This is a genomic window from Paracoccus marcusii (assembly GCF_006151785.1).
In the GTDB taxonomy this organism is placed as follows: Bacteria; Pseudomonadota; Alphaproteobacteria; order Rhodobacterales; family Rhodobacteraceae; genus Paracoccus; species Paracoccus marcusii.
The window spans coordinates 48,993-66,080 of record NZ_VDDD01000004.1 but is presented as its reverse complement, the minus strand read 5'-3'; the positions used below and the strand labels follow the sequence as shown (position 1 = coordinate 66,080).

The window sequence follows — 17,088 nt, the reverse complement described above, 5'->3', positions numbered from 1 at the left end:
GGCGTTGGGCGACCGGTGGGCAGACGCGTCGCGCAGCGCCACCCGCAGCGCCGCCGTCGCGCGCCGACCGGACGCGATCGCGATCAGCCCCGCCGACAGCCGCGCGGGGATCAGGTTCGCCACGTCGTCCAGGCGCGCGGCGATCATGCCGAACGCCTCGTGCCGTGGGGTGCGGTGGCCGATCATCGAATCCATCGTGTTGATCGCCTTGTAGGCCGCGATGCCCGGCAGCCCGCCGACCGCCGCCCAGAACAGCGGCGCGATGACGCCATCGCTGAAATTCTCGGCCAGGCTTTCAAGGCTGGCGCGGGACAGGGCGGGCGTATCGGCCTGGGTGACGTCGCGCCCCACGATCATCGCGGTCGCACCGCGAGCGACGGCCAGATCGCCCGCCGCCAGGGGGACGGCCACCGCGCGCAGGTGCTGGTCCAGCGACCGCGCCGCGACCAGCGGCCACGCCAGTACGGCCGCGACCCACGGGCCCAGCCATGCCTGGATCAGGACCGCGGGCATCATGGCCGCCAGCAGGACCACGACCACGGTCAGCGCGCCCCTGGCGCGCCGCGCCCGGCCTTGGTTCAGCGTGCGGTCCAGCGCCGCGATCAGACGCCCGGCCCAGGTCACCGGATGCCCGACCCGGCGATAGACCGCATCGGGCCAACCGATCAGCACATCCAGCACCAGCGCCAGCAGGGCGATCACGGCCATCCTAGTCTCCTGCGCAGAGGTTGACGGTCTGCACCGCCCAATCGGCACCGGCGCGCTGCAGCACGGTCAGCGACAGGGGCGCCACCGCGAAGGACAGGGCGGCAGGCCCAACCACCATGGACAGTGCCGCGCGCACAGTGCCCGCATGCGCCACGATCACCGTGTCCCGCTGCAGTGCCTGCAGGACCGGGATCACCCGCGCGGCCATGTCATCGAAGCTTTCACCGCCGTCGGGGCGGTGGCGGGCCAAGGCATCGAGGGGCAGGGGACCAAGGTCGGGCAGGCGCGACGGGTCCATCCCCTCCCACGCGCCCAGGTCCTGTTCCCACAGCGCGGGCTCCAGCCTGTCGGCCACAAGCCCCAGGGCGGTGGCCGTCTGACGGCAGCGCAGCGCCGGGCTGGCGATGACCTGGGCGGGACGCAGGCGGGCCGCCTGGCGCGCGAATGCGGCAGAATCGCCGCAATCGGCAGGCACATCGCGCCGGCCGGCCAGCAGGCCGTCGGCAAGACTGGGGGCATGGCGCAGGATCATCAGTCGCATCGCCCACCTTTGGCGCGTCGGGCGGGCAGGGACAAGGCCCGCGCTTGACGCATCGGCCCAACCGGCGCAGCCTGCTTGACGGGCGGGCGCGGCCTGCGCTATGGAAATGAACAAGCGTTCAATAACCGGGGAGGGGGGATCGCGATGTTCACGCGGGGCATGGAATTCGATCTGGGCGAGGATGTGAACGCGCTGCGCGAGATGGTCCACGGATGGGCCACCGATCGCGTCGCGCCCCTGGCGGCCGAGACCGACCGCACCAACGCCTTTCCCAACCAGCTGTGGACCGAGATGGGCGATCTGGGCCTGCTGGGCATCACGGTGGATGAACAGTACGGCGGGTCGGGCATGGGCTATCTGGCGCATGTGATCGCGGTCGAGGAGATCGCGCGGGCCAGCGCATCGATCAGCCTGTCCTATGGCGCGCATTCGAACCTGTGCGTGAACCAGATCAAGCTGAACGGCACCGATGCGCAGCGTGCGAAATACCTGCCCGACCTGTGCAGCGGCAAGGCCGTCGGTGCCCTGGCCATGTCCGAGGAAAGCGCGGGCAGCGATGTCGTCGCGATGCGCCTGCGCGCCGAGAAGAAGAACGATCGTTACGTGCTGAACGGCAGCAAGTACTGGATCACCAATGCGCCCGACGCGCAGACGCTGGTGGTCTATGCCAAGACCGACCCGGAGGCCGGGTCGAAGGGCATCACGGCATTCATCGTCGAGCGCGACATGGCCGGTTTCACCACCAGCCCGCATTTCGACAAGCTGGGGATGCGCGGATCGAACACGGGCGAGTTGATCTTCGACAATGTCGAGATCCCGTTCGAGAACGTCCTGGGCGAGGAGGGCCGGGGCGTTCGGGTGCTGATGTCGGGCCTGGACTACGAGAGGGTGGTTCTGGCCGGCATCGGCACCGGTATCATGGCGGCCTGCCTGGATCAGGTCCTGCCCTATGTGGCGGAACGCAAGCAGTTCGGTCAGCCGGTGGGGTCGTTCCAGCTGATGCAGGGCAAGATCGCCGACATGTATGTCGCGCTGAACACCGCCCGCGCCTATGTCTACGAGGTCGCGCGGGCCTGCGACGCGGGCAAGGTCACGCGGCAGGACGCGGCGGGTGCGGTTCTGTATGCCAGCGAACAGGCGATGGTGCAGGCGCATCAGGCCGTGCAGGCGCTTGGCGGGGCCGGGTTCCTGTCCGACAGCGTCGTCAGCCGCCTGTTCCGCGACGCCAAGCTGATGGAGATCGGGGCCGGCACCAGCGAGATCCGCCGCATGCTGATCGGGCGCGAACTGATGGGGCTGGTCTGATGCGCATCCTGGTCGTGTTGGCGCTGATGGCCGCCCCGGCGATGGCGCAGGACGCGCCGTCCTTTGATCCCGCGCCGGTGCTGGCCTGCCTTGACAGCGATGCGGCGCCCGACAGCTGCGCGGGCCTGGCCGCGAATGCCTGCATGGAGGGCGAGGGCGGGTCCAGCACGGTCGGCATGGGGTTCTGCCTGGGCGCCGAACGCGACTGGTGGGACGATCGCCTGAACACCGCCTATGGCGAGGTGATGACGCGGGCCGAGGCTGGCGATGCGGAACTGGACAGCTTGGACGCCGCGGGTCCGCGTCAGGCGGGTGCCCTGCGTGACATGCAGCGCGCCTGGATCGCCTTCCGCGACGCGGCCTGCGAATACGAGGCGACGCGATGGGGCGGCGGCACCGGCGCGGGGCCCGCGGCCGCGCAATGCGCGCTGACCCTGACCGCGCGTCAGGCGAACCAGCTGGACGGCTATCTGCGCGAAGGCCCCTGAGATGGCACGCCTGCTGCATCACGCGGACCACGCGCGGCTGTGCCGGGATTTCCGCTGGCAGTACCCCGCGCGGCTGAACATGGCCGAGCAGTGCCTGGCCCATGCCGCGGACCGGGTGGCGATCATCGACCATGACGGCGCCCCGCACCCGGTGACCTTCGCCACGCTGGCGGCAATGACCGATGCGCTGGCCCACGCGCTTGGTGCCGATCGCGGCGACCGGATCGGCATCCTGTGCACGCAATCGTCCTGGACGGCGGCCGCGCATCTGGCGGTGTGGAAATCGGCCGCGATCTCTGTCCCGCTGTTCAAGCTGTTCGGCCCGGATGCGCTGGACCTGCGTCTGCGCGATGCAGGTATCTCGACCGTCATCACCGACACCCAAGGGCGCCGGATGCTGGCCCCGTTCCCCCATCTGCGGGTGATCGTCCCCGAGGACGGCCTGCCCGATGCCGGGCCCTTCGCCACGCGCGACACCGGGCCGGAAGACCCGGCGGTGATCATCTATACCTCGGGGACGACAGGCACGCCCAAGGGCGCGTTGCACGGGCATCGCATGCTGACCGGTCACCTGCCGGGGGTCGAGATGAGCCACGACCTGCTGGGCCAGCCGGGCGACGTCATCTGGACGCCCGCGGACTGGGCCTGGATCGGCGGTCTGTTCGACGTGGCGATGCCGGGGCTTGCGCTTGGCGTGCCCGTGGTCGCCACCCCGATGGCCAAGTTCGATCCACATGCCGTCGCGGGCCTGATCCGCGACTGCGGCATCCGCAACGTGTTTCTGCCGCCCACCGCGCTGAGGATGCTCAAGGTCGCGGGGGTTCGCCTGCCCGGCCTGCGCAGCGTCGCATCGGGCGGAGAGAAGCTTGGCGCCCCCATGCTGGACTGGGGCCGGGAGGCATTCGGCCTGCAGATCAACGAATTCTATGGCCAGACCGAATGCAACATGGTCGCATCGGGCAGCGGCGTGATGTTTCCGGCCCGTCCCGGCGCCATCGGGCGCGCGGTGCCCGGGTTTGACTTGGCGGTGATCGACGCGCAGGGCCGGCCCACCGATGCAGAGGGCGACATCGCCATCCGCCGCGGGGCCGGCAGCATGATGCTGGAATACTGGCGGAACCCGCAGGCCACCGCAGCCAAGTTCCGCGGCGACTGGCTGGTGACCGGCGACCGGGGCGTCATCCGGGACGGCCATGTCCAGTTCGTCGGACGCGACGACGACGTCATCACCTCGGCCGGGTACCGCATCGGGCCGTCCGAGGTCGAGGACTGCCTGCTGCGCCATCCCGCCGTGGCGCAGGTCGCCGTGGTCGGCAAGCCCTGTGCGCTGCGCACCGAAATCGTCAAGGCCTATGTCGTGCTGCGGCCCGGCCATGAACCGTCGCCCGACCTTGCCGCCGACCTGCAGGCCCATGCCCGCAGCCGGTCGGCCGTCCATTCCTATCCCCGAGAGATCGCCTTTCTGGATGCCCTGCCCATGACCGTGACCGGCAAGGTCATGCGTCGCGCGCTGCGCGATCTGGACCTGGCCGAGGAGACCACACGATGAAACTGACCTCGACCGCGCTGCCTTCGTCCGAGGGGTTCCGCGCCAACCGCACCGCGCATCTGGCCTTGCTGGAGACCGCCCGCGAGGCTGCGGAGGCTGCCATCGCCGGCGGTGGCCCCAAGGCCCTGGAGCGTCACGTCAGCCGCGGCAAGATGCCCCCGCGCGAACGGGTGGCGAACCTTCTGGACCCCGGCAGCCCGTTCCTGGAGATCGGCGCGCTGGCTGCACATGGCCTGTACGACGGGGCCGCGCCCTGTGCGGGGGTCATCGCCGGGGTCGGGCGGGTGCATGGCCAGGACGTGATGGTCGTGGCCAATGACGCGACGGTCAAGGGCGGCACCTATTATCCGATGACGGTCAAGAAGCACCTGCGCGCCCAGGAGATCGCAGAGGAATGCGGGCTGCCCTGCGTCTATCTGGTCGACAGCGGCGGCGCGAACCTGCCCAACCAGGACGAGGTGTTTCCCGACCGCGACCATTTCGGCCGCATCTTCTTCAACCAGGCCCGGATGAGCGCCAAGGGCATCCCGCAGATCGCCGTCGTCATGGGGTCCTGCACCGCGGGCGGCGCCTATGTTCCCGCCATGTCCGACGTGACGATCATCGTGCGCGGCCAGGGGACGATCTTTCTGGCCGGTCCGCCGCTGGTCAAGGCAGCCACCGGCGAGGTGGTCACGTCCGAGGATCTGGGCGGCGGCGACGTGCACACCCGCCTGTCCGGCGTGGCCGATTACCTGGCCGAGGACGACGCCCACGCGCTGGCCCAGGCCCGCCGCGCCATCGCCAACCTGAACCGCCGCCGTCCCGACACCGTCGTCTGGCAGTCCCCGGAACCGCCCGCCTATGACCCCGAGGAGATCCTGGGCGTGGTGCCGGCAGACCTGCGCACCCCCTATGACATCCGCGAGGTCATCGCCCGCATCGTCGACGGCAGCCGCTTTGACGAGTTCAAGGCCCGCTTCGGCGAGACGCTGGTCACGGGCTTTGCCCATGTCGACGGCTGCCCGGTGGGCATCATCGCCAACAACGGCGTGCTGTTTTCAGAGGCGGCACAGAAGGGCGCGCATTTTATCGAACTGTGCAGCACCCGCAACATTCCGCTGGTGTTCCTGCAGAACATCACCGGCTTCATGGTCGGCCGCAAATACGAGAACGAGGGCATCGCCCGCCACGGCGCCAAGATGGTTACAGCGGTCGCCACCACCAATGTGCCCAAGATCACCATGCTGGTCGGCGGCAGCTTTGGCGCGGGCAATTACGGCATGGCGGGGCGGGCCTATTCCCCGCGCTTCCTGTGGACCTGGCCCAACAGCCGCATCAGCGTGATGGGCGGCGAACAGGCCGCGGGCGTCCTGGCCACCGTCCGCCGCGACGGGATCGAACGTGCCGGCGGCCAGTGGTCGCCCGAGGACGAGGCCGAGTTCAAGCGCCCCACGGTCGAGATGTTCGAGCGCCAGTCCCATCCCCTCTATGCCTCCGCGAGGCTGTGGGACGACGGGATCATCGATCCGCGCCAATCGCGTGACATCCTGGCCCTGTCACTGCGCGCCAGCCTGAACGCACCCATCCAGCCGACGCGGTTCGGCCTGTTCCGCATGTGAGGGGCACGACATGTTCGACAAGATCCTGATCGCCAACCGGGGCGAGATCGCCTGCCGCGTCATCGACACCTGCCGCCGCTTGGGCGTGGCGACGGTCGCGGTCTATTCCGACGCCGACCGCGATGCGCGCCATGTCCAGATGGCCGATGAGGCCGTGCATCTGGGCGGGCCTGCGCCCGCCGACAGCTATCTGCGGGGCGACAGGGTCATCGCGGCGGCCCAGGCCACCGGCGCGCAGGCGATCCATCCGGGCTATGGCTTCCTGTCCGAGAACCCCGACTTCGTCGACGCGGTGGTGGCGGCGGGGCTGGTCTTCATCGGGCCGTCGGCGGCGGCGATCCGGGCGATGGGCCTCAAGGACGCGGCCAAGGCGCTGATGGAGAAGGCGGGCGTGCCGGTCGTGCCCGGCTATCACGGCGCGGAGCAGGACCCGGACCATCTGGCCGCCGAGGCCGCGCGGATCGGCTATCCGGTGCTGATCAAGGCCGTGGCGGGTGGCGGTGGCAAGGGCATGCGGCGCGTGGACGACCCCTCGGCCTTTGCCGATGCGCTGGAAAGCGCCCGGTCCGAGGCGCAGGGCGCCTTCGGCAACCCCGCCGTGCTGATCGAGAAATACATCCTGCAGCCGCGCCATATCGAGGTGCAGGTGTTCGGCGACGGCGCCCGCGCCGTGCATCTTTATGAACGCGACTGCAGTCTGCAGCGCCGCCACCAGAAGGTCATCGAGGAGGCCCCGGCCCCCGGCATGACGCCCGCGATGCGGGCCGCGATGGGCGGTGCGGCGGTGCGCGCGGCCGAGGCCATCGGCTATGCCGGGGCGGGCACGATCGAGTTCATCGTGGACGGCGCGGACGGGCTGCGGCCCGACGGGTTCTGGTTCATGGAGATGAACACCCGCCTGCAGGTCGAGCATCCGGTGACCGAGGCCGTGACCGGCATCGATCTGGTCGAATGGCAGCTGCGCGTGGCCAGCGGAGAAGCTCTGCCCGCGCGGCAGGAGGACATTGCCCTGACCGGCCACGCCTTCGAGGCGCGGCTTTACGCCGAGGACGTGCCTGCCGGGTTCCTGCCCGCGACCGGGCGACTGGCGCATCTGGGCTTTGCCGATCACGCCCGGATCGAGACCGGTGTGCGTTCTGGCGACGCGATCAGCCCGTGGTACGACCCGATGATCGCCAAGGTCGTGACACATGGCGCCACGCGCGCCATCGCGCTGCGCGCGCTGGAACAGGCGCTGGTCGATACCGAGGTCGCGGGTTCGGTCACGAACCTGGACTTTCTGATCGCGCTGACCCGTCATGCCGGGTTCAAACGCGGTGAGGTCGACACCGGCCTGATCGCCCGCGACCTGCCGTCGCTGCTGGACGGCGGGGCCGAGGATCGCGCCGCCCTGGTTCTGGGCGTCATCGGGCTAGCGGGGCTGGCCGATCCCGACATTCGCGGCGGCGCGACCCTGTGGCAGCCGCTGCGCCGCACCATCGCATGGGAGGGCGGTCAGGCGGTGCTGGAGGTGACCGGGCCGGGTGCGGCGCGGGTCATGCTGGACCGCGCGCATGAGGTGCGCTGGCAGTCGGGGCGCTGGTGGGTGGACGGGCAGCCCTGCCGCCACCGCGTAGTGACCCATCCGGCAGGCGTCGGAGTCTTTGGCGGCCGCGTCGTGCACCTGACGCCACTGGACCCGCTGGCGCGCAAAGCGGCCGACGGGGCGGGGGACGGGGTGACGCGGTCACCCATGCCGGGGCTGGTCAAGGCGGTGCATGTGACGGCCGGACAGGCCGTTTCGGCGGGCGACCGGCTGGCCGTGCTGGAGGCCATGAAGATGGAGCACAGCCTGACCGCCGCCGCCGATGGCGTGGTGGCCGAGGTTCTGGCCCGGGCCGGCGACCAAGTCGAGGCCGGGGCACCGCTGATCCGGCTGGAGCCAGTCGATGGCTGAGCGCGTCCAGATATTCGAGATGGGCCCCCGCGACGGCTTGCAGAACGAGAAGCGGCTGATCCCCACCGCCGACAAGATCGCCCTGGTCGACCTGCTGAGTCAGGCGGGCTTTGCGGATATCGAGGTCACCAGTTTCGTCCCCGCAGCCTGGGTGCCCCAGATGGCGGACGGGGCCGAGGTCATGGCGGGCATCACCCGCCGCCCCGGCACGCGCTATGCGGTGCTGACGCCGAACCTGCGCGGCTATCAGGCGGCGCGGGCGGCGCGGGCCGACACGGTCGCGGTCTTTGCCAGCGCCTCGGAGGGATTCAGCCGGGCGAACCTAAACGCCAGCATCGCCGACAGCTTGGCACGCATGGCGCCTGTCGCGGCGCACGCGCAGGCTGATGGCGTGGCGCTGCGCGGCTATGTGAGCGTGGTGACCGACTGCCCGTTCGACGGGCCGGTGGCGCCGGCCGCCGTAGCCCGCGTGGCCGCCGCCCTGCGTGACATGGGCTGTCAGCAGATCAGCCTGGGCGACACGATCGGGCAGGGCCGCCCCGAAACCATCGACGCCATGCTGGCCGCCGTGCTGGAGGAGCTGCCCGCCGACCGTCTGGCAGGGCATTACCACGATACTGCCGGGCGGGCGCTGCAGAATGTGGATGTCAGCCTGGAGCGCGGGTTGCGGGTCTTCGACGCCGCGGTCGGCGGCCTGGGCGGTTGCCCCTATGCACCGGGTGCGGCAGGCAATGTCGCGACAGAGGCGCTGGCCCGCCATCTGGACAGGCGCGGTTTCGCGCATGGGCTGGACATGGACATCATCACCCGCGCCGCCGCCATGGCCCGCGCCCTGAGGGAGACCCCCGATGCTTGAGACCATCCGCATCGACCGCGACGACCGTGGCGTGGCGACCCTGTGGCTGACGCGTGCGGAAAAGCACAACGCCCTGTCCCGCCCGATGATGGACGAGCTGACCCAGGCCGCCGCCGATCTGGGTGCGGACCCGGCCGTGCGCGTCGTGATCCTGGCGGCCGAGGGCGGCAGCTTCTGCGCGGGCGGCGATCTGGGCTGGATGCGCGAGCAGATGGCCGCGGATGACGCCACGCGGCGCGAGGGGGCGCAAGCGCTGGCCGGGATGCTCTCGGCGCTGAACCTGCTGCCCAAGCCGCTGATCGCACGGGTTCAGGGCAATGCCTTTGGTGGGGGCGTGGGCATGATGGCGGTCAGCGACATCGTCGTGGCCGCCGACACGGCGCGGTTCGGGCTAACCGAGGTCAGGCTGGGCCTGATACCCGCGACGATCGGCCCCTATGTGCTGGCCCGCATGGGCGAGCCCGCGGCGCGGCGGGTGTTCTTTTCGGCCCGTCTGTTCGATGCCGGGGAGGCCGTGGACCTGAACCTGGTGTCGCGCCGGGTCGCAGCGGCGGATCTGGATGCGGCGGTGGAGGCCGACGTGGCCCCCTTCCTGCAGGCGGCACCGGGGGCGGTCGCGGCGGCCAAGGCGCAGTGCCGCGCGCTTGGTCCGCGCATCGACGCCGCCGTCATCGAGGACAGCATCGACCGCCTGGTCGCTGTCTGGCAAGGCGCCGAAGCCCCCGAGGGGATCTCGGCCTTCTTCGACAGGCGCAAGCCCGCCTGGCAGTCCTAGAACAGCCGCATGATGGAGCTGCGCAGCTGATCGACCGCCAGTGCGGCAAAGGCCAGCGTGCACAGCACCAGCAGGATGTTGGTCAGCGGCTTGTTGCGCCATTCGGCGGGTACGCGGTCGGTGTTCAGGATCCACAGCAGCGTGACCGACATGAACGGCATGAACAGCGCGCCCAGCACGCCATAGGCCAGGATCAGCAGCACCGGCTGGCCCAGGAACAGCATCGCCATGGGCGGGATGGTCAGCCAGACGATGTAGGCGCGATAGTAGCGCCCGCCCGCTAGGCGGTCGGGATGGGCGTGCGGCTTGCCCTGCACATGACCCATGAAGTCCGCAAACATCAGGCTGACCCCGTTCCACACCCCGATCAGCGAGCTGAACGATGCCGCGAAGAACCCGATCAGGAACAGCTTGCTGAGCCAGGGTCCATAGCGTTCACCCAGGACGCGGGACAGGTCGACCATGCCCTGATCACCGCCGCCGATGGCGATGCCCGCTGAGTAGAGCAGTTCCGCCCCAACGATCAGCGTCGCCACGACGAACAGGCCGGTCACCAGATAGGCGACCGCGTTGTCGATGCGCATGACCGACATGAAGCGCGGGCTGTCCCAGCCCTTCTCGCGCAGCCAGTAGCCATAGGCCGCCAGAGTGATCGTGCCGCCGACCCCGCCCGCGACGGACAGGACGTTGATCATCGCGCCATCCGGGATCATCGGGGCAAGGCCAGTCAAGACCTCGCCAAGGTTGGGCAGGGTGGCTGCGGCCGCCAGGACCATGGCGATGAACATCAGGATGACCATCGCGGTCAGCACCCGTTCGAACAGGTCGTAGCGGCCCGACCAGACCAGCGCCAGGCCCAACAGGCCCGACAGGATGCCCCAGGCCGGAACGCCAAGGAACGGCATCAGCGAGGTCAGCGCCAGTCCCGTCCCGGCCATTGCCGCCGCGCCATAGACAAAGCCCCAGATCACGATGTAGGGGCCGAAATACCAGCTGGTCCATTTGCCAAGCGTGCTCCATCCTTCGAAGATGGTGTTGCCGGTGGCCAGGCTGTAGCGGCCCGCACCCTCGACCAGCACGATCTTCATGATGCAGCCCGCAACGACGGCCCACAGCAGGGCATAGCCGTATTTGCTGCCCGCGACGGTCGTGGCGATCAGGTCGGCCGCGCCGACGCCGGTGGCGGCCACGACCAAGCCTGGGCCGACCAGGCTCCAGCGCGGTTCGGCTTGGGGGCGATTGGGTGGTGTCATCTGTCCTCATCCCTAAATGTCCGCGCAAACCATGACGCGAAACTGCAGGATGCGCAAATGGCACAAACGGAAAACCCCGCCGCGCGGGGGCGCGGCGGGGCGTACAGGTCACCGATGTCGGGCGATCACATGCCCTGGTACAGCGGGAAGCGGGCGCAGAGCTGGCTGACCTCGGCGCGGACCTTGTCCTCGACCGCGGCATTGCCCTCCTCGCCATTGGCGGCCAGGCCGTCGACGACCTCGACGATCCAGCGGGCGATCTGGCGGAACTCGGGCTCGGCAAAGCCGCGGGTGGTGCCTGCGGGCGCGCCAAGACGGATGCCCGAGGTCACGAACGGCTTTTCAGGGTCGAACGGCACGCCGTTCTTGTTGCAGGTGATATGCGCACGGCCCAAGGCGGCCTCGGTCGCCTTGCCGGTCACGCCCTTGGGGCGCAGGTCGGCCAGGCACAGGTGGTTGTCGGTGCCGCCCGACACGATGTCGATGCCGCCCTTCATCAGCTCGTCCGCCATGGCGGCGGCGTTCTTGACGACCTGCGCCGCATAGGTCTTGAACTCGGGGCGCAGCGCTTCGCCAAAGGCCACCGCCTTGGCGGCGATCACGTGCATCAGCGGGCCACCCTGCAGGCCGGGGAACACGGCGCTGTTGATCTTCTTGGCGATGTCCGCGTCGTTGGTCAGGATCAGGCCGCCGCGGGGACCGCGCAGCGACTTGTGCGTGGTCGAGGTGACGACATGGGCATGCGGGACAGGGGAGGCATGCGCGCCGCCCGCGACCAGGCCCGCGATGTGGGCCATGTCGACCATCAGATAGGCGCCGACCTCATCCGCGATGGCGCGGAAGGCGGCCCAGTCCCAGCTGCGGCTGTAGGCCGTGCCGCCCGCGATGATCAGCTTGGGCTTGTGCTGGCGGGCGCTTTCGGCAATCGCGTCCATGTCCAGCTGATGGTCCTGCGCACGCACGCCATAGCTGACGACGTTGAACCACTTGCCTGACATGTTGACCGGCGATCCGTGGGTCAGGTGACCGCCCGAATTCAGGTCCAGGCCCATGAAGGTGTCGCCCGGCTGCAGCAGCGCCAGGAACACGGCCTGGTTCATCTGGCTGCCGCTGTTGGGCTGGACGTTGGCGTATTCGCAGCCGAACAGCTGCTTGGCGCGCTCGATCGCCAGGTTCTCGGCGATGTCGACATACTGGCAGCCGCCGTAATAGCGCTTGCCCGGATAGCCCTCGGCATACTTGTTGGTCAGGACGGACCCCTGAGCCTCCATCACGGCGCGGCTGACGATGTTCTCGGAGGCGATCAGCTCGATCTCGTCGCGCTGGCGGCCCAGTTCCTGGGTGATCGCCTTGGCAATGTCGGGGTCACGGCTGGCCAGGGTTTCGGTGAAGAAGCCGTTGTCGCGGGTCGGTGCGTTCATCGGTCTTTCGTCCTTTTTGGGCTGGGGCGGCTTGAGTTTGCGTCTTTTAACGCAACGTCGCGCATGCCGAAAGTGACAAAACGACCCGCATCCCGCCCGTTGCGACGCGCTGCGGAATGCGCTTGTCATCATGTCTGTCGCGCGTGATGGTGCGGGTCCATCAGGGGACAGGACGGCCGATGACGCGCAACGTGCATTTCACCGCAAGCCACGCCGAGACCGCCCGGGCGGCCCTGTCCGTGCTGACGGCGCGCTATGGCCAGGCCCCGCTGGCGGAGGCCGACGTCGTGGTGGCCCTGGGCGGGGACGGGTTCATGCTGCAGACCCTGCACGCGACGCAGGGTCGGGGGCTGCCGGTCTATGGCATGAACCGTGGCACGGTGGGGTTCCTGATGAACGCCTATGCCGAGGACGACCTGACCGACCGCCTTGCCTTGGCCGAGGAGACGGTCATCAACCCGCTGCGCATGCGCGCCACCTGTGCCGACGGCACCTGCACCGAGGCCCTGGCGATCAACGAGGTCAGCCTGCTGCGCGAGGGGCCGCAGGCCGCCAAGCTGCGCATCCATGTCGACGGGCGGTTGCGGATGGAGGAGCTGGTCTGCGACGGTGCGCTGGTCTCCACCCCGGCGGGATCCACGGCCTATAACTACTCCGCGCACGGGCCGATCCTGCCGATCGGGTCGGAGGTGCTGGCCCTGACCGCCATCGCGCCTTTCCGTCCGCGCCGTTGGCGGGGCGCGCTGCTGCCCAAGGGCGCATCCGTGGTGATCGAGGTGCTGAACGCCGACCGCCGCCCCGTCATGGCCGATGCCGACAGCCGCTCTGTCCGCCACGTGACGCAAGTCGAAATCCGCAGCGCCGACGACATCCGTCACCGCCTGCTGTTCGATCCGGGCCACGGCTTGGATGAACGCCTGCTGCGCGAACAGTTCGTCTAAAGGGGGCGTCAGCCCGCGCAGATCTGCTGCAGCGCCAGCCACTGTTCGTCGGTCAGCAGGCGGGCAGGCGTGGTTCCCTGACGGATGGGGTCGGCCTCGATCAGCGGCAGGACGGCGGCGCCGGTCGGATCGATGCTGCGCGCATAGGGTTCGGTCGACAGCCCGCGTTCCGCAAAGGCCGGGGGCAGGGCGGCCAGGTCGGGCCGGGGCAAAGACTGCGACAGCAGCGTCTCTCCATAGCCCTGCATCGCGTCGCGCGACAGCGTCCCGAGCGTCATCAGACGCAGTGCGTTCATCAGCCCCGCATGCCGCAGCGCATCCAGCGTCGCCTGCTTGTCCTCGACCGCCAGACGGGCGGCAATCAGGTGACCGGCAGAGGCTTCGGGCCCGGGGGTGGTGGCCAGCAGGTCGTTGCCCAGCACGTAAAGATCACCCGGCAGACGACGCGCTCCGTTCAGTGGCGCGGGCACGACCTGCACCAGCGCCTGATCGCCGATCAGCTGGGGTGCGATCCAGTCCAGCACCTGCTGGCCCGACCGCCGACGGCAGACGGCACCGGCGCTGTGCTCCAGATCGGCCAGCACGGCCAAGCCGATTGTTCGCGCCTGCGCGGGGGGAGCGATCCGGGCCGCATGACGGATCAGCGCGTCGGGCAGCCAGAATGTCAGGGCAGCCAGCATGGTGACAGCGCCCAGCACCGTGACGACGCCCCGCAAGCGGCCCGGCACGGCACGGTGGATGGCGATGGCCCGTTGGACGCGTTCGATCCCCTCGATCATCAGCGGATCGTCGATCTCGACGGTCTCGTCAGGTGCCTGACCGTTCGGAGTATAGATTGCGGGCAGTTGACCCGGATTGATCCGCGTCACCGCCGGCAGCGACCAGTGCGACAGAGGCCGGTCCGATTTCGGGTCCATCATCGTCAGCGTCGCGGCGCCCACGGAGACGATGACCTCGCGCAGCCGTGATTCGGGCGTCTCGCGCCACGAGCCCTGCGCCTCAAGGCGCTGGAATTCAGTCAGGGCAGTCACGGGGGCGGGCATGGTCTAGGGTCGTCCTGCAGGATGCCCAGACCATAGCGACGCGCCGCGTTGCGTCAATGCGGCGCGGGTCACTCGACCGTATCGGCGATCCGCATGCCCTTGTCACGGGCCAAGGTGCGCATCCGTTCCTGCAGCTTCTCGAACGCGCGCACCTCGATCTGGCGAATGCGTTCACGCGACACGCTGTAGCGGCTGGACAGATCCTCCAGTGTCATCGGATCGTCGCGCAGACGACGCTCCATCAGGATGTCCTTCTCACGCTCGTTGAGCGCGTCCATCGCGTCGATCAGCATCTGCCGCCGTGTGTCCAGTTCCTCGGATTCCGCATAGGCTTCGGCCTGGTTGGCGTTCGTGTCCTCCAGCCAGTCCTGCCATTGTGCCGACGATTCGCCATCGCCCGACCCGACCTGCGCATTCAATGAGGCGTCACCACCGGAAAGCCGGCGGTTCATGTCGACGACCTCTTTTTCGGTGACGTTCAGTTCGGTGGCAATCTGGGCGACGTTCTCGGGACGAAGATCGCCTTCCTCCAGAGCACCGATCTTGGATTTGGCCTTGCGGAGGTTGAAGAACAACTTCTTCTGCGCGCTTGTGGTGCCCATCTTGACCAGGGACCAAGACCGCAGGATGTATTCCTGGATCGATGCACGGATCCACCACATCGCATAGGTGGCAAGGCGGAAGCCGCGTTCCGGGTCAAACCGCTTGACCGCCTGCATCAGGCCGACATTCGCCTCGCTGATCACCTCTGCCTGCGGCAGGCCATAGCCGCGATATCCCATCGCGATCTTGGCGGCCAGACGCAGGTGACTGGTGACCAGCTGATGCGCGGCGTCGCTGTCTTCGTGATCGGCCCATGCCTTGGCCAGCATGTATTCCTGTTCGGGTTCCAGCAGCGGAAACTTGCGGATCTCCTGCAGATAGCGGTTCAGACCCTGTTCCGGGCTTGGGGCGGGAAGATTTCCATAAGTCGCCATGATGTTCGCCTTTCGCAGAGACCGGTTAACGCAGCGTCGAACAGCCCGGTTCCGGGACAGAATGCCGCATCCGCGCGGGCAGTGTCATGTGTGGTCGGCTCACGCTTTCGTCAAGGGGCGGTGCGAAGGGCGTCCAGAAGCTCCTGCATGTCGTCTGGCAGAGGACTGTCGAACCCCATCTCGACCCCGGTGACCGGATGGACGAACCCCAGATGCGCGGCGTGCAACGCCTGTCGGGAAAACCCCTGGACCGCTGCCGCGGCGGTGCCAAGCGCCTTGGCAGAGGCGCGTCGCGACCCGCCATAGACCGGATCGCCGATCAGCCCCAGGCCGCAATGGGCCATGTGCACCCGGATCTGGTGAGTGCGCCCCGTTTCCAGCCGGCACTCCACCAGCATGGCGGAAGGCGGCGTGCCGAACCGTTCCAGCAGCCGCGCGCGGGTCACGGCGTGACGGCCCTTGTCGGCAAAGACCGCCTGACGTTGGCGGTCGGTCGGGTGGCGCGACAGGTGCGTGGCGATCCGCAGCACCAGCCCTTCCTCGAACGAGACGCCTGGCGTGCCACGCAGACGCGGATCGGCCGCGTCGATCGCCCCATGCGCCAGCGCAAGATAGCGCCGGTTGGCGGTATGCGCCTCGAACTGGGTGGCAAGGCCGTGATGCGCGCGGTCCGACTTGGCGACGACCAGCAGGCCCGACGTGTCCTTGTCGATGCGGTGCACGATGCCGGGGCGCTTTTCGCCCCCGATGCCCGACAGCGAATCGCCGCAATGCGCCAGCAGCGCGTTGACCAGCGTGCCGGAAGGGCTGCCCGGCGCGGGATGGACGACCATCCCGGCGGGCTTGTCGATCACGATCAGGTCATCATCCTCATGCGCGATGACCAGCGGAATGGCCTCGGCCCGCGTCTCGACAGGCTCGGGCGGGGCCAGGGTGATGCGGTATTCCTGACCCTCGGCGACGCGCGCCTTGACGTCGCGTGCGGGGCCATCCGGACCGGTTACCGCACCGTCGGCGATCAGCCGCGCCAGACGCGACCGCGACAGGGCCGCATTGTCTGGCACCGCCATGGCAAGCGCCTTATCAAGTCGGTCGGGCGGGTTGGCCGGAATGGTCACGGAAAGGATCGACATGGCGCAGGATGATACCGATTGGAAGGTGGCGGCGAAAGCCGTCCCGGAACTGCGCTTTCTAAAGACGCTGGTGACGGGGCTGACGCTGGTCATGGGGGTGGGGATGATCGCGGTCGTGGCGCTGCTGTGGGTGCGGCTGAACCAGCCCGTGTTGCCCGAACTGCCCGATGCGATCACGCTGCCCCAGGATGCGCAAACCCGCGCGGTGACCTTTGCGACCGATCGGATCGTCGTGCTGACGACGGACGACCGGGTGCTGGTCTATGACCGCGCGGGAACGCTGAGGGGACAAACGGCGCTTCAGCCCTGAGGCTTGTCGGCACCCGCGGACAGGGCGTCCAGCCGCGCCTTGAGTTCGGCATTCTCGGTGCGGGCCTTGATCGCCATCTCGCGCACGGCCTCGAACTCCTCGCGGGTGACAAAGTCGCGGTCGGCCAGCCAGCGGTCGATCCAGCCCTTCATGGCCGTCTCGGCCTCGCTGCGGGCGCCCTGGGCCACGCCCATCGCGTTGGTCATCAGCTTGGACATGTCGTCGAAGAAACGGTTCTGGGTGGTCATCTG

General features: G+C 68.8%; 17 protein-coding genes. 9 read left to right on the top strand and 8 right to left on the bottom strand.

Annotated features, from left to right (window positions below; translation table 11 throughout):
- A partial coding sequence (cbiB, locus tag FHD68_RS01645; RefSeq protein WP_139085070.1) for an adenosylcobinamide-phosphate synthase CbiB occupies nt 1-708 on the bottom strand: 708 nt, incomplete at its 3' end.
- Between the two features lies 1 nt (nt 709).
- On the bottom strand, nt 710-1,249 hold the full coding sequence (locus FHD68_RS01640; RefSeq protein ID WP_127898559.1) for a histidine phosphatase family protein: 540 nt from the start codon (nt 1,247-1,249) through the stop codon (nt 710-712).
- Between the two features lie 144 nt (nt 1,250-1,393).
- Here FHD68_RS01640 and FHD68_RS01635 point away from each other — a divergent pair, with 144 nt between their 5' ends.
- Genes FHD68_RS01635 through FHD68_RS01605 form a run of 7 tightly spaced genes read left to right on the top strand, consistent with a single transcriptional unit; the run spans nt 1,394 to nt 9,759 of the window.
- Nucleotides 1,394-2,554, top strand: a complete 1,161-nt coding sequence (locus FHD68_RS01635) for an isovaleryl-CoA dehydrogenase (protein ID WP_045983020.1) — start codon at nt 1,394-1,396, stop codon at nt 2,552-2,554.
- Nucleotides 2,554-3,042, top strand: a complete 489-nt coding sequence (locus FHD68_RS01630; protein WP_127898558.1) for a lysozyme inhibitor LprI family protein — start codon at nt 2,554-2,556, stop codon at nt 3,040-3,042. Before FHD68_RS01635 ends, FHD68_RS01630 begins: the two co-directional genes overlap by 1 nt.
- 1 nt (nt 3,043) lies before the next feature.
- Nucleotides 3,044-4,591, top strand: a complete 1,548-nt coding sequence (locus tag FHD68_RS01625; RefSeq protein WP_127898557.1) for an AMP-binding protein — start codon at nt 3,044-3,046, stop codon at nt 4,589-4,591.
- Nucleotides 4,588-6,192 carry a carboxyl transferase domain-containing protein gene (locus tag FHD68_RS01620; protein WP_045983023.1) on the top strand — a complete coding sequence of 535 codons (1,605 nt, stop codon included), beginning with the start codon at nt 4,588-4,590 and terminating at the stop codon, nt 6,190-6,192. The genes FHD68_RS01625 and FHD68_RS01620 overlap by 4 nt, the downstream gene beginning before the upstream one ends.
- A 10-nt stretch (nt 6,193-6,202) precedes the next feature.
- Nucleotides 6,203-8,128: an acetyl/propionyl/methylcrotonyl-CoA carboxylase subunit alpha gene (locus FHD68_RS01615; RefSeq protein WP_127898556.1), complete on the top strand. Its 1,926-nt coding sequence runs from the start codon at nt 6,203-6,205 to the stop codon at nt 8,126-8,128.
- Nucleotides 8,121-8,984 carry a hydroxymethylglutaryl-CoA lyase gene (locus tag FHD68_RS01610; RefSeq protein ID WP_127898555.1) on the top strand — a complete coding sequence of 288 codons (864 nt, stop codon included), beginning with the start codon at nt 8,121-8,123 and terminating at the stop codon, nt 8,982-8,984. The genes FHD68_RS01615 and FHD68_RS01610 overlap by 8 nt, the downstream gene beginning before the upstream one ends.
- Nucleotides 8,977-9,759: a crotonase/enoyl-CoA hydratase family protein gene (locus tag FHD68_RS01605; protein ID WP_127898554.1), complete on the top strand. Its 783-nt coding sequence runs from the start codon at nt 8,977-8,979 to the stop codon at nt 9,757-9,759. Before FHD68_RS01610 ends, FHD68_RS01605 begins: the two co-directional genes overlap by 8 nt.
- On the opposite strand, the gene FHD68_RS01600 is transcribed toward FHD68_RS01605, so the two are convergent.
- Together FHD68_RS01600 and glyA are read right to left on the bottom strand one after the other, a co-directional pair.
- A complete protein-coding gene (locus FHD68_RS01600; RefSeq protein WP_127898553.1) occupies nt 9,756-11,012 on the bottom strand; it encodes an Nramp family divalent metal transporter in 1,257 nt (418 codons plus the stop codon). The genes FHD68_RS01605 and FHD68_RS01600 overlap by 4 nt on opposite strands.
- A 125-nt stretch (nt 11,013-11,137) precedes the next feature.
- Complete coding sequence (gene glyA / locus FHD68_RS01595; RefSeq protein WP_139085068.1) at nt 11,138-12,433, bottom strand: serine hydroxymethyltransferase; 1,296 nt, start codon at nt 12,431-12,433, stop codon at nt 11,138-11,140.
- A gap of 116 nt (nt 12,434-12,549) precedes the next feature.
- Between glyA and FHD68_RS01590 the strand changes: the two genes are divergently transcribed.
- The gene (locus FHD68_RS01590) at nt 12,550-13,374 is read left to right on the top strand and encodes an NAD kinase (protein ID WP_127898552.1); all 825 of its coding nucleotides are present in this window, start codon (nt 12,550-12,552) and stop codon (nt 13,372-13,374) included.
- Between the two features lie 8 nt (nt 13,375-13,382).
- On the opposite strand, the gene FHD68_RS01585 is transcribed toward FHD68_RS01590, so the two are convergent.
- The 3 genes from FHD68_RS01585 to FHD68_RS01575 all read right to left on the bottom strand — a co-directional run bounded on the left by FHD68_RS01585 (nt 13,383) and on the right by FHD68_RS01575 (nt 16,527).
- Nucleotides 13,383-14,405: a hypothetical protein gene (locus FHD68_RS01585; RefSeq protein ID WP_139085066.1), complete on the bottom strand. Its 1,023-nt coding sequence runs from the start codon at nt 14,403-14,405 to the stop codon at nt 13,383-13,385.
- An 80-nt stretch (nt 14,406-14,485) separates the two neighbouring features.
- A complete protein-coding gene (gene rpoH / locus FHD68_RS01580) occupies nt 14,486-15,394 on the bottom strand; it encodes an RNA polymerase sigma factor RpoH (RefSeq protein WP_045999157.1) in 909 nt (302 codons plus the stop codon).
- A 110-nt stretch (nt 15,395-15,504) separates the two neighbouring features.
- Entirely contained in the window at nt 15,505-16,527 is a 1,023-nt protein-coding gene (locus tag FHD68_RS01575) for an RluA family pseudouridine synthase (RefSeq protein ID WP_127898550.1), read from the bottom strand.
- On the opposite strand from FHD68_RS01575, the gene FHD68_RS01570 reads away from it, so the two are divergent.
- On the top strand, nt 16,526-16,837 hold the full coding sequence (locus tag FHD68_RS01570; RefSeq protein WP_127898549.1) for a DUF6476 family protein: 312 nt from the start codon (nt 16,526-16,528) through the stop codon (nt 16,835-16,837). The genes FHD68_RS01575 and FHD68_RS01570 overlap by 2 nt on opposite strands.
- Here the strand turns inward: FHD68_RS01570 and FHD68_RS01565 are convergent.
- Nucleotides 16,828-17,085, bottom strand: a complete 258-nt coding sequence (locus FHD68_RS01565) for an accessory factor UbiK family protein (RefSeq protein WP_045983033.1) — start codon at nt 17,083-17,085, stop codon at nt 16,828-16,830. The genes FHD68_RS01570 and FHD68_RS01565 overlap by 10 nt on opposite strands.
- Between the last annotated feature and the right edge of the window lie 3 nt (nt 17,086-17,088).

Coding starts and splice junctions, on each gene's coding strand:
- FHD68_RS01640 (WP_127898559.1), bottom strand. CDS start 1,249: ATGCGACTGATGATCCTGCGCCATGCCCCCAGTCTTGCCGACGGCCTG.
- FHD68_RS01635 (WP_045983020.1), top strand. CDS start 1,394: ATGTTCACGCGGGGCATGGAATTCGATCTGGGCGAGGATGTGAACGCG.
- FHD68_RS01630 (WP_127898558.1), top strand. CDS start 2,554: ATGCGCATCCTGGTCGTGTTGGCGCTGATGGCCGCCCCGGCGATGGCG.
- FHD68_RS01625 (WP_127898557.1), top strand. CDS start 3,044: ATGGCACGCCTGCTGCATCACGCGGACCACGCGCGGCTGTGCCGGGAT.
- FHD68_RS01620 (WP_045983023.1), top strand. CDS start 4,588: ATGAAACTGACCTCGACCGCGCTGCCTTCGTCCGAGGGGTTCCGCGCC.
- FHD68_RS01615 (WP_127898556.1), top strand. CDS start 6,203: ATGTTCGACAAGATCCTGATCGCCAACCGGGGCGAGATCGCCTGCCGC.
- FHD68_RS01610 (WP_127898555.1), top strand. CDS start 8,121: ATGGCTGAGCGCGTCCAGATATTCGAGATGGGCCCCCGCGACGGCTTG.
- FHD68_RS01605 (WP_127898554.1), top strand. CDS start 8,977: ATGCTTGAGACCATCCGCATCGACCGCGACGACCGTGGCGTGGCGACC.
- FHD68_RS01600 (WP_127898553.1), bottom strand. CDS start 11,012: ATGACACCACCCAATCGCCCCCAAGCCGAACCGCGCTGGAGCCTGGTC.
- glyA (WP_139085068.1), bottom strand. CDS start 12,433: ATGAACGCACCGACCCGCGACAACGGCTTCTTCACCGAAACCCTGGCC.
- FHD68_RS01590 (WP_127898552.1), top strand. CDS start 12,550: ATGCGCTTGTCATCATGTCTGTCGCGCGTGATGGTGCGGGTCCATCAG.
- rpoH (WP_045999157.1), bottom strand. CDS start 15,394: ATGGCGACTTATGGAAATCTTCCCGCCCCAAGCCCGGAACAGGGTCTG.
- FHD68_RS01570 (WP_127898549.1), top strand. CDS start 16,526: ATGGCGCAGGATGATACCGATTGGAAGGTGGCGGCGAAAGCCGTCCCG.
- FHD68_RS01575 (WP_127898550.1), bottom strand. CDS start 16,527: ATGTCGATCCTTTCCGTGACCATTCCGGCCAACCCGCCCGACCGACTT.
- FHD68_RS01565 (WP_045983033.1), bottom strand. CDS start 17,085: ATGACCACCCAGAACCGTTTCTTCGACGACATGTCCAAGCTGATGACC.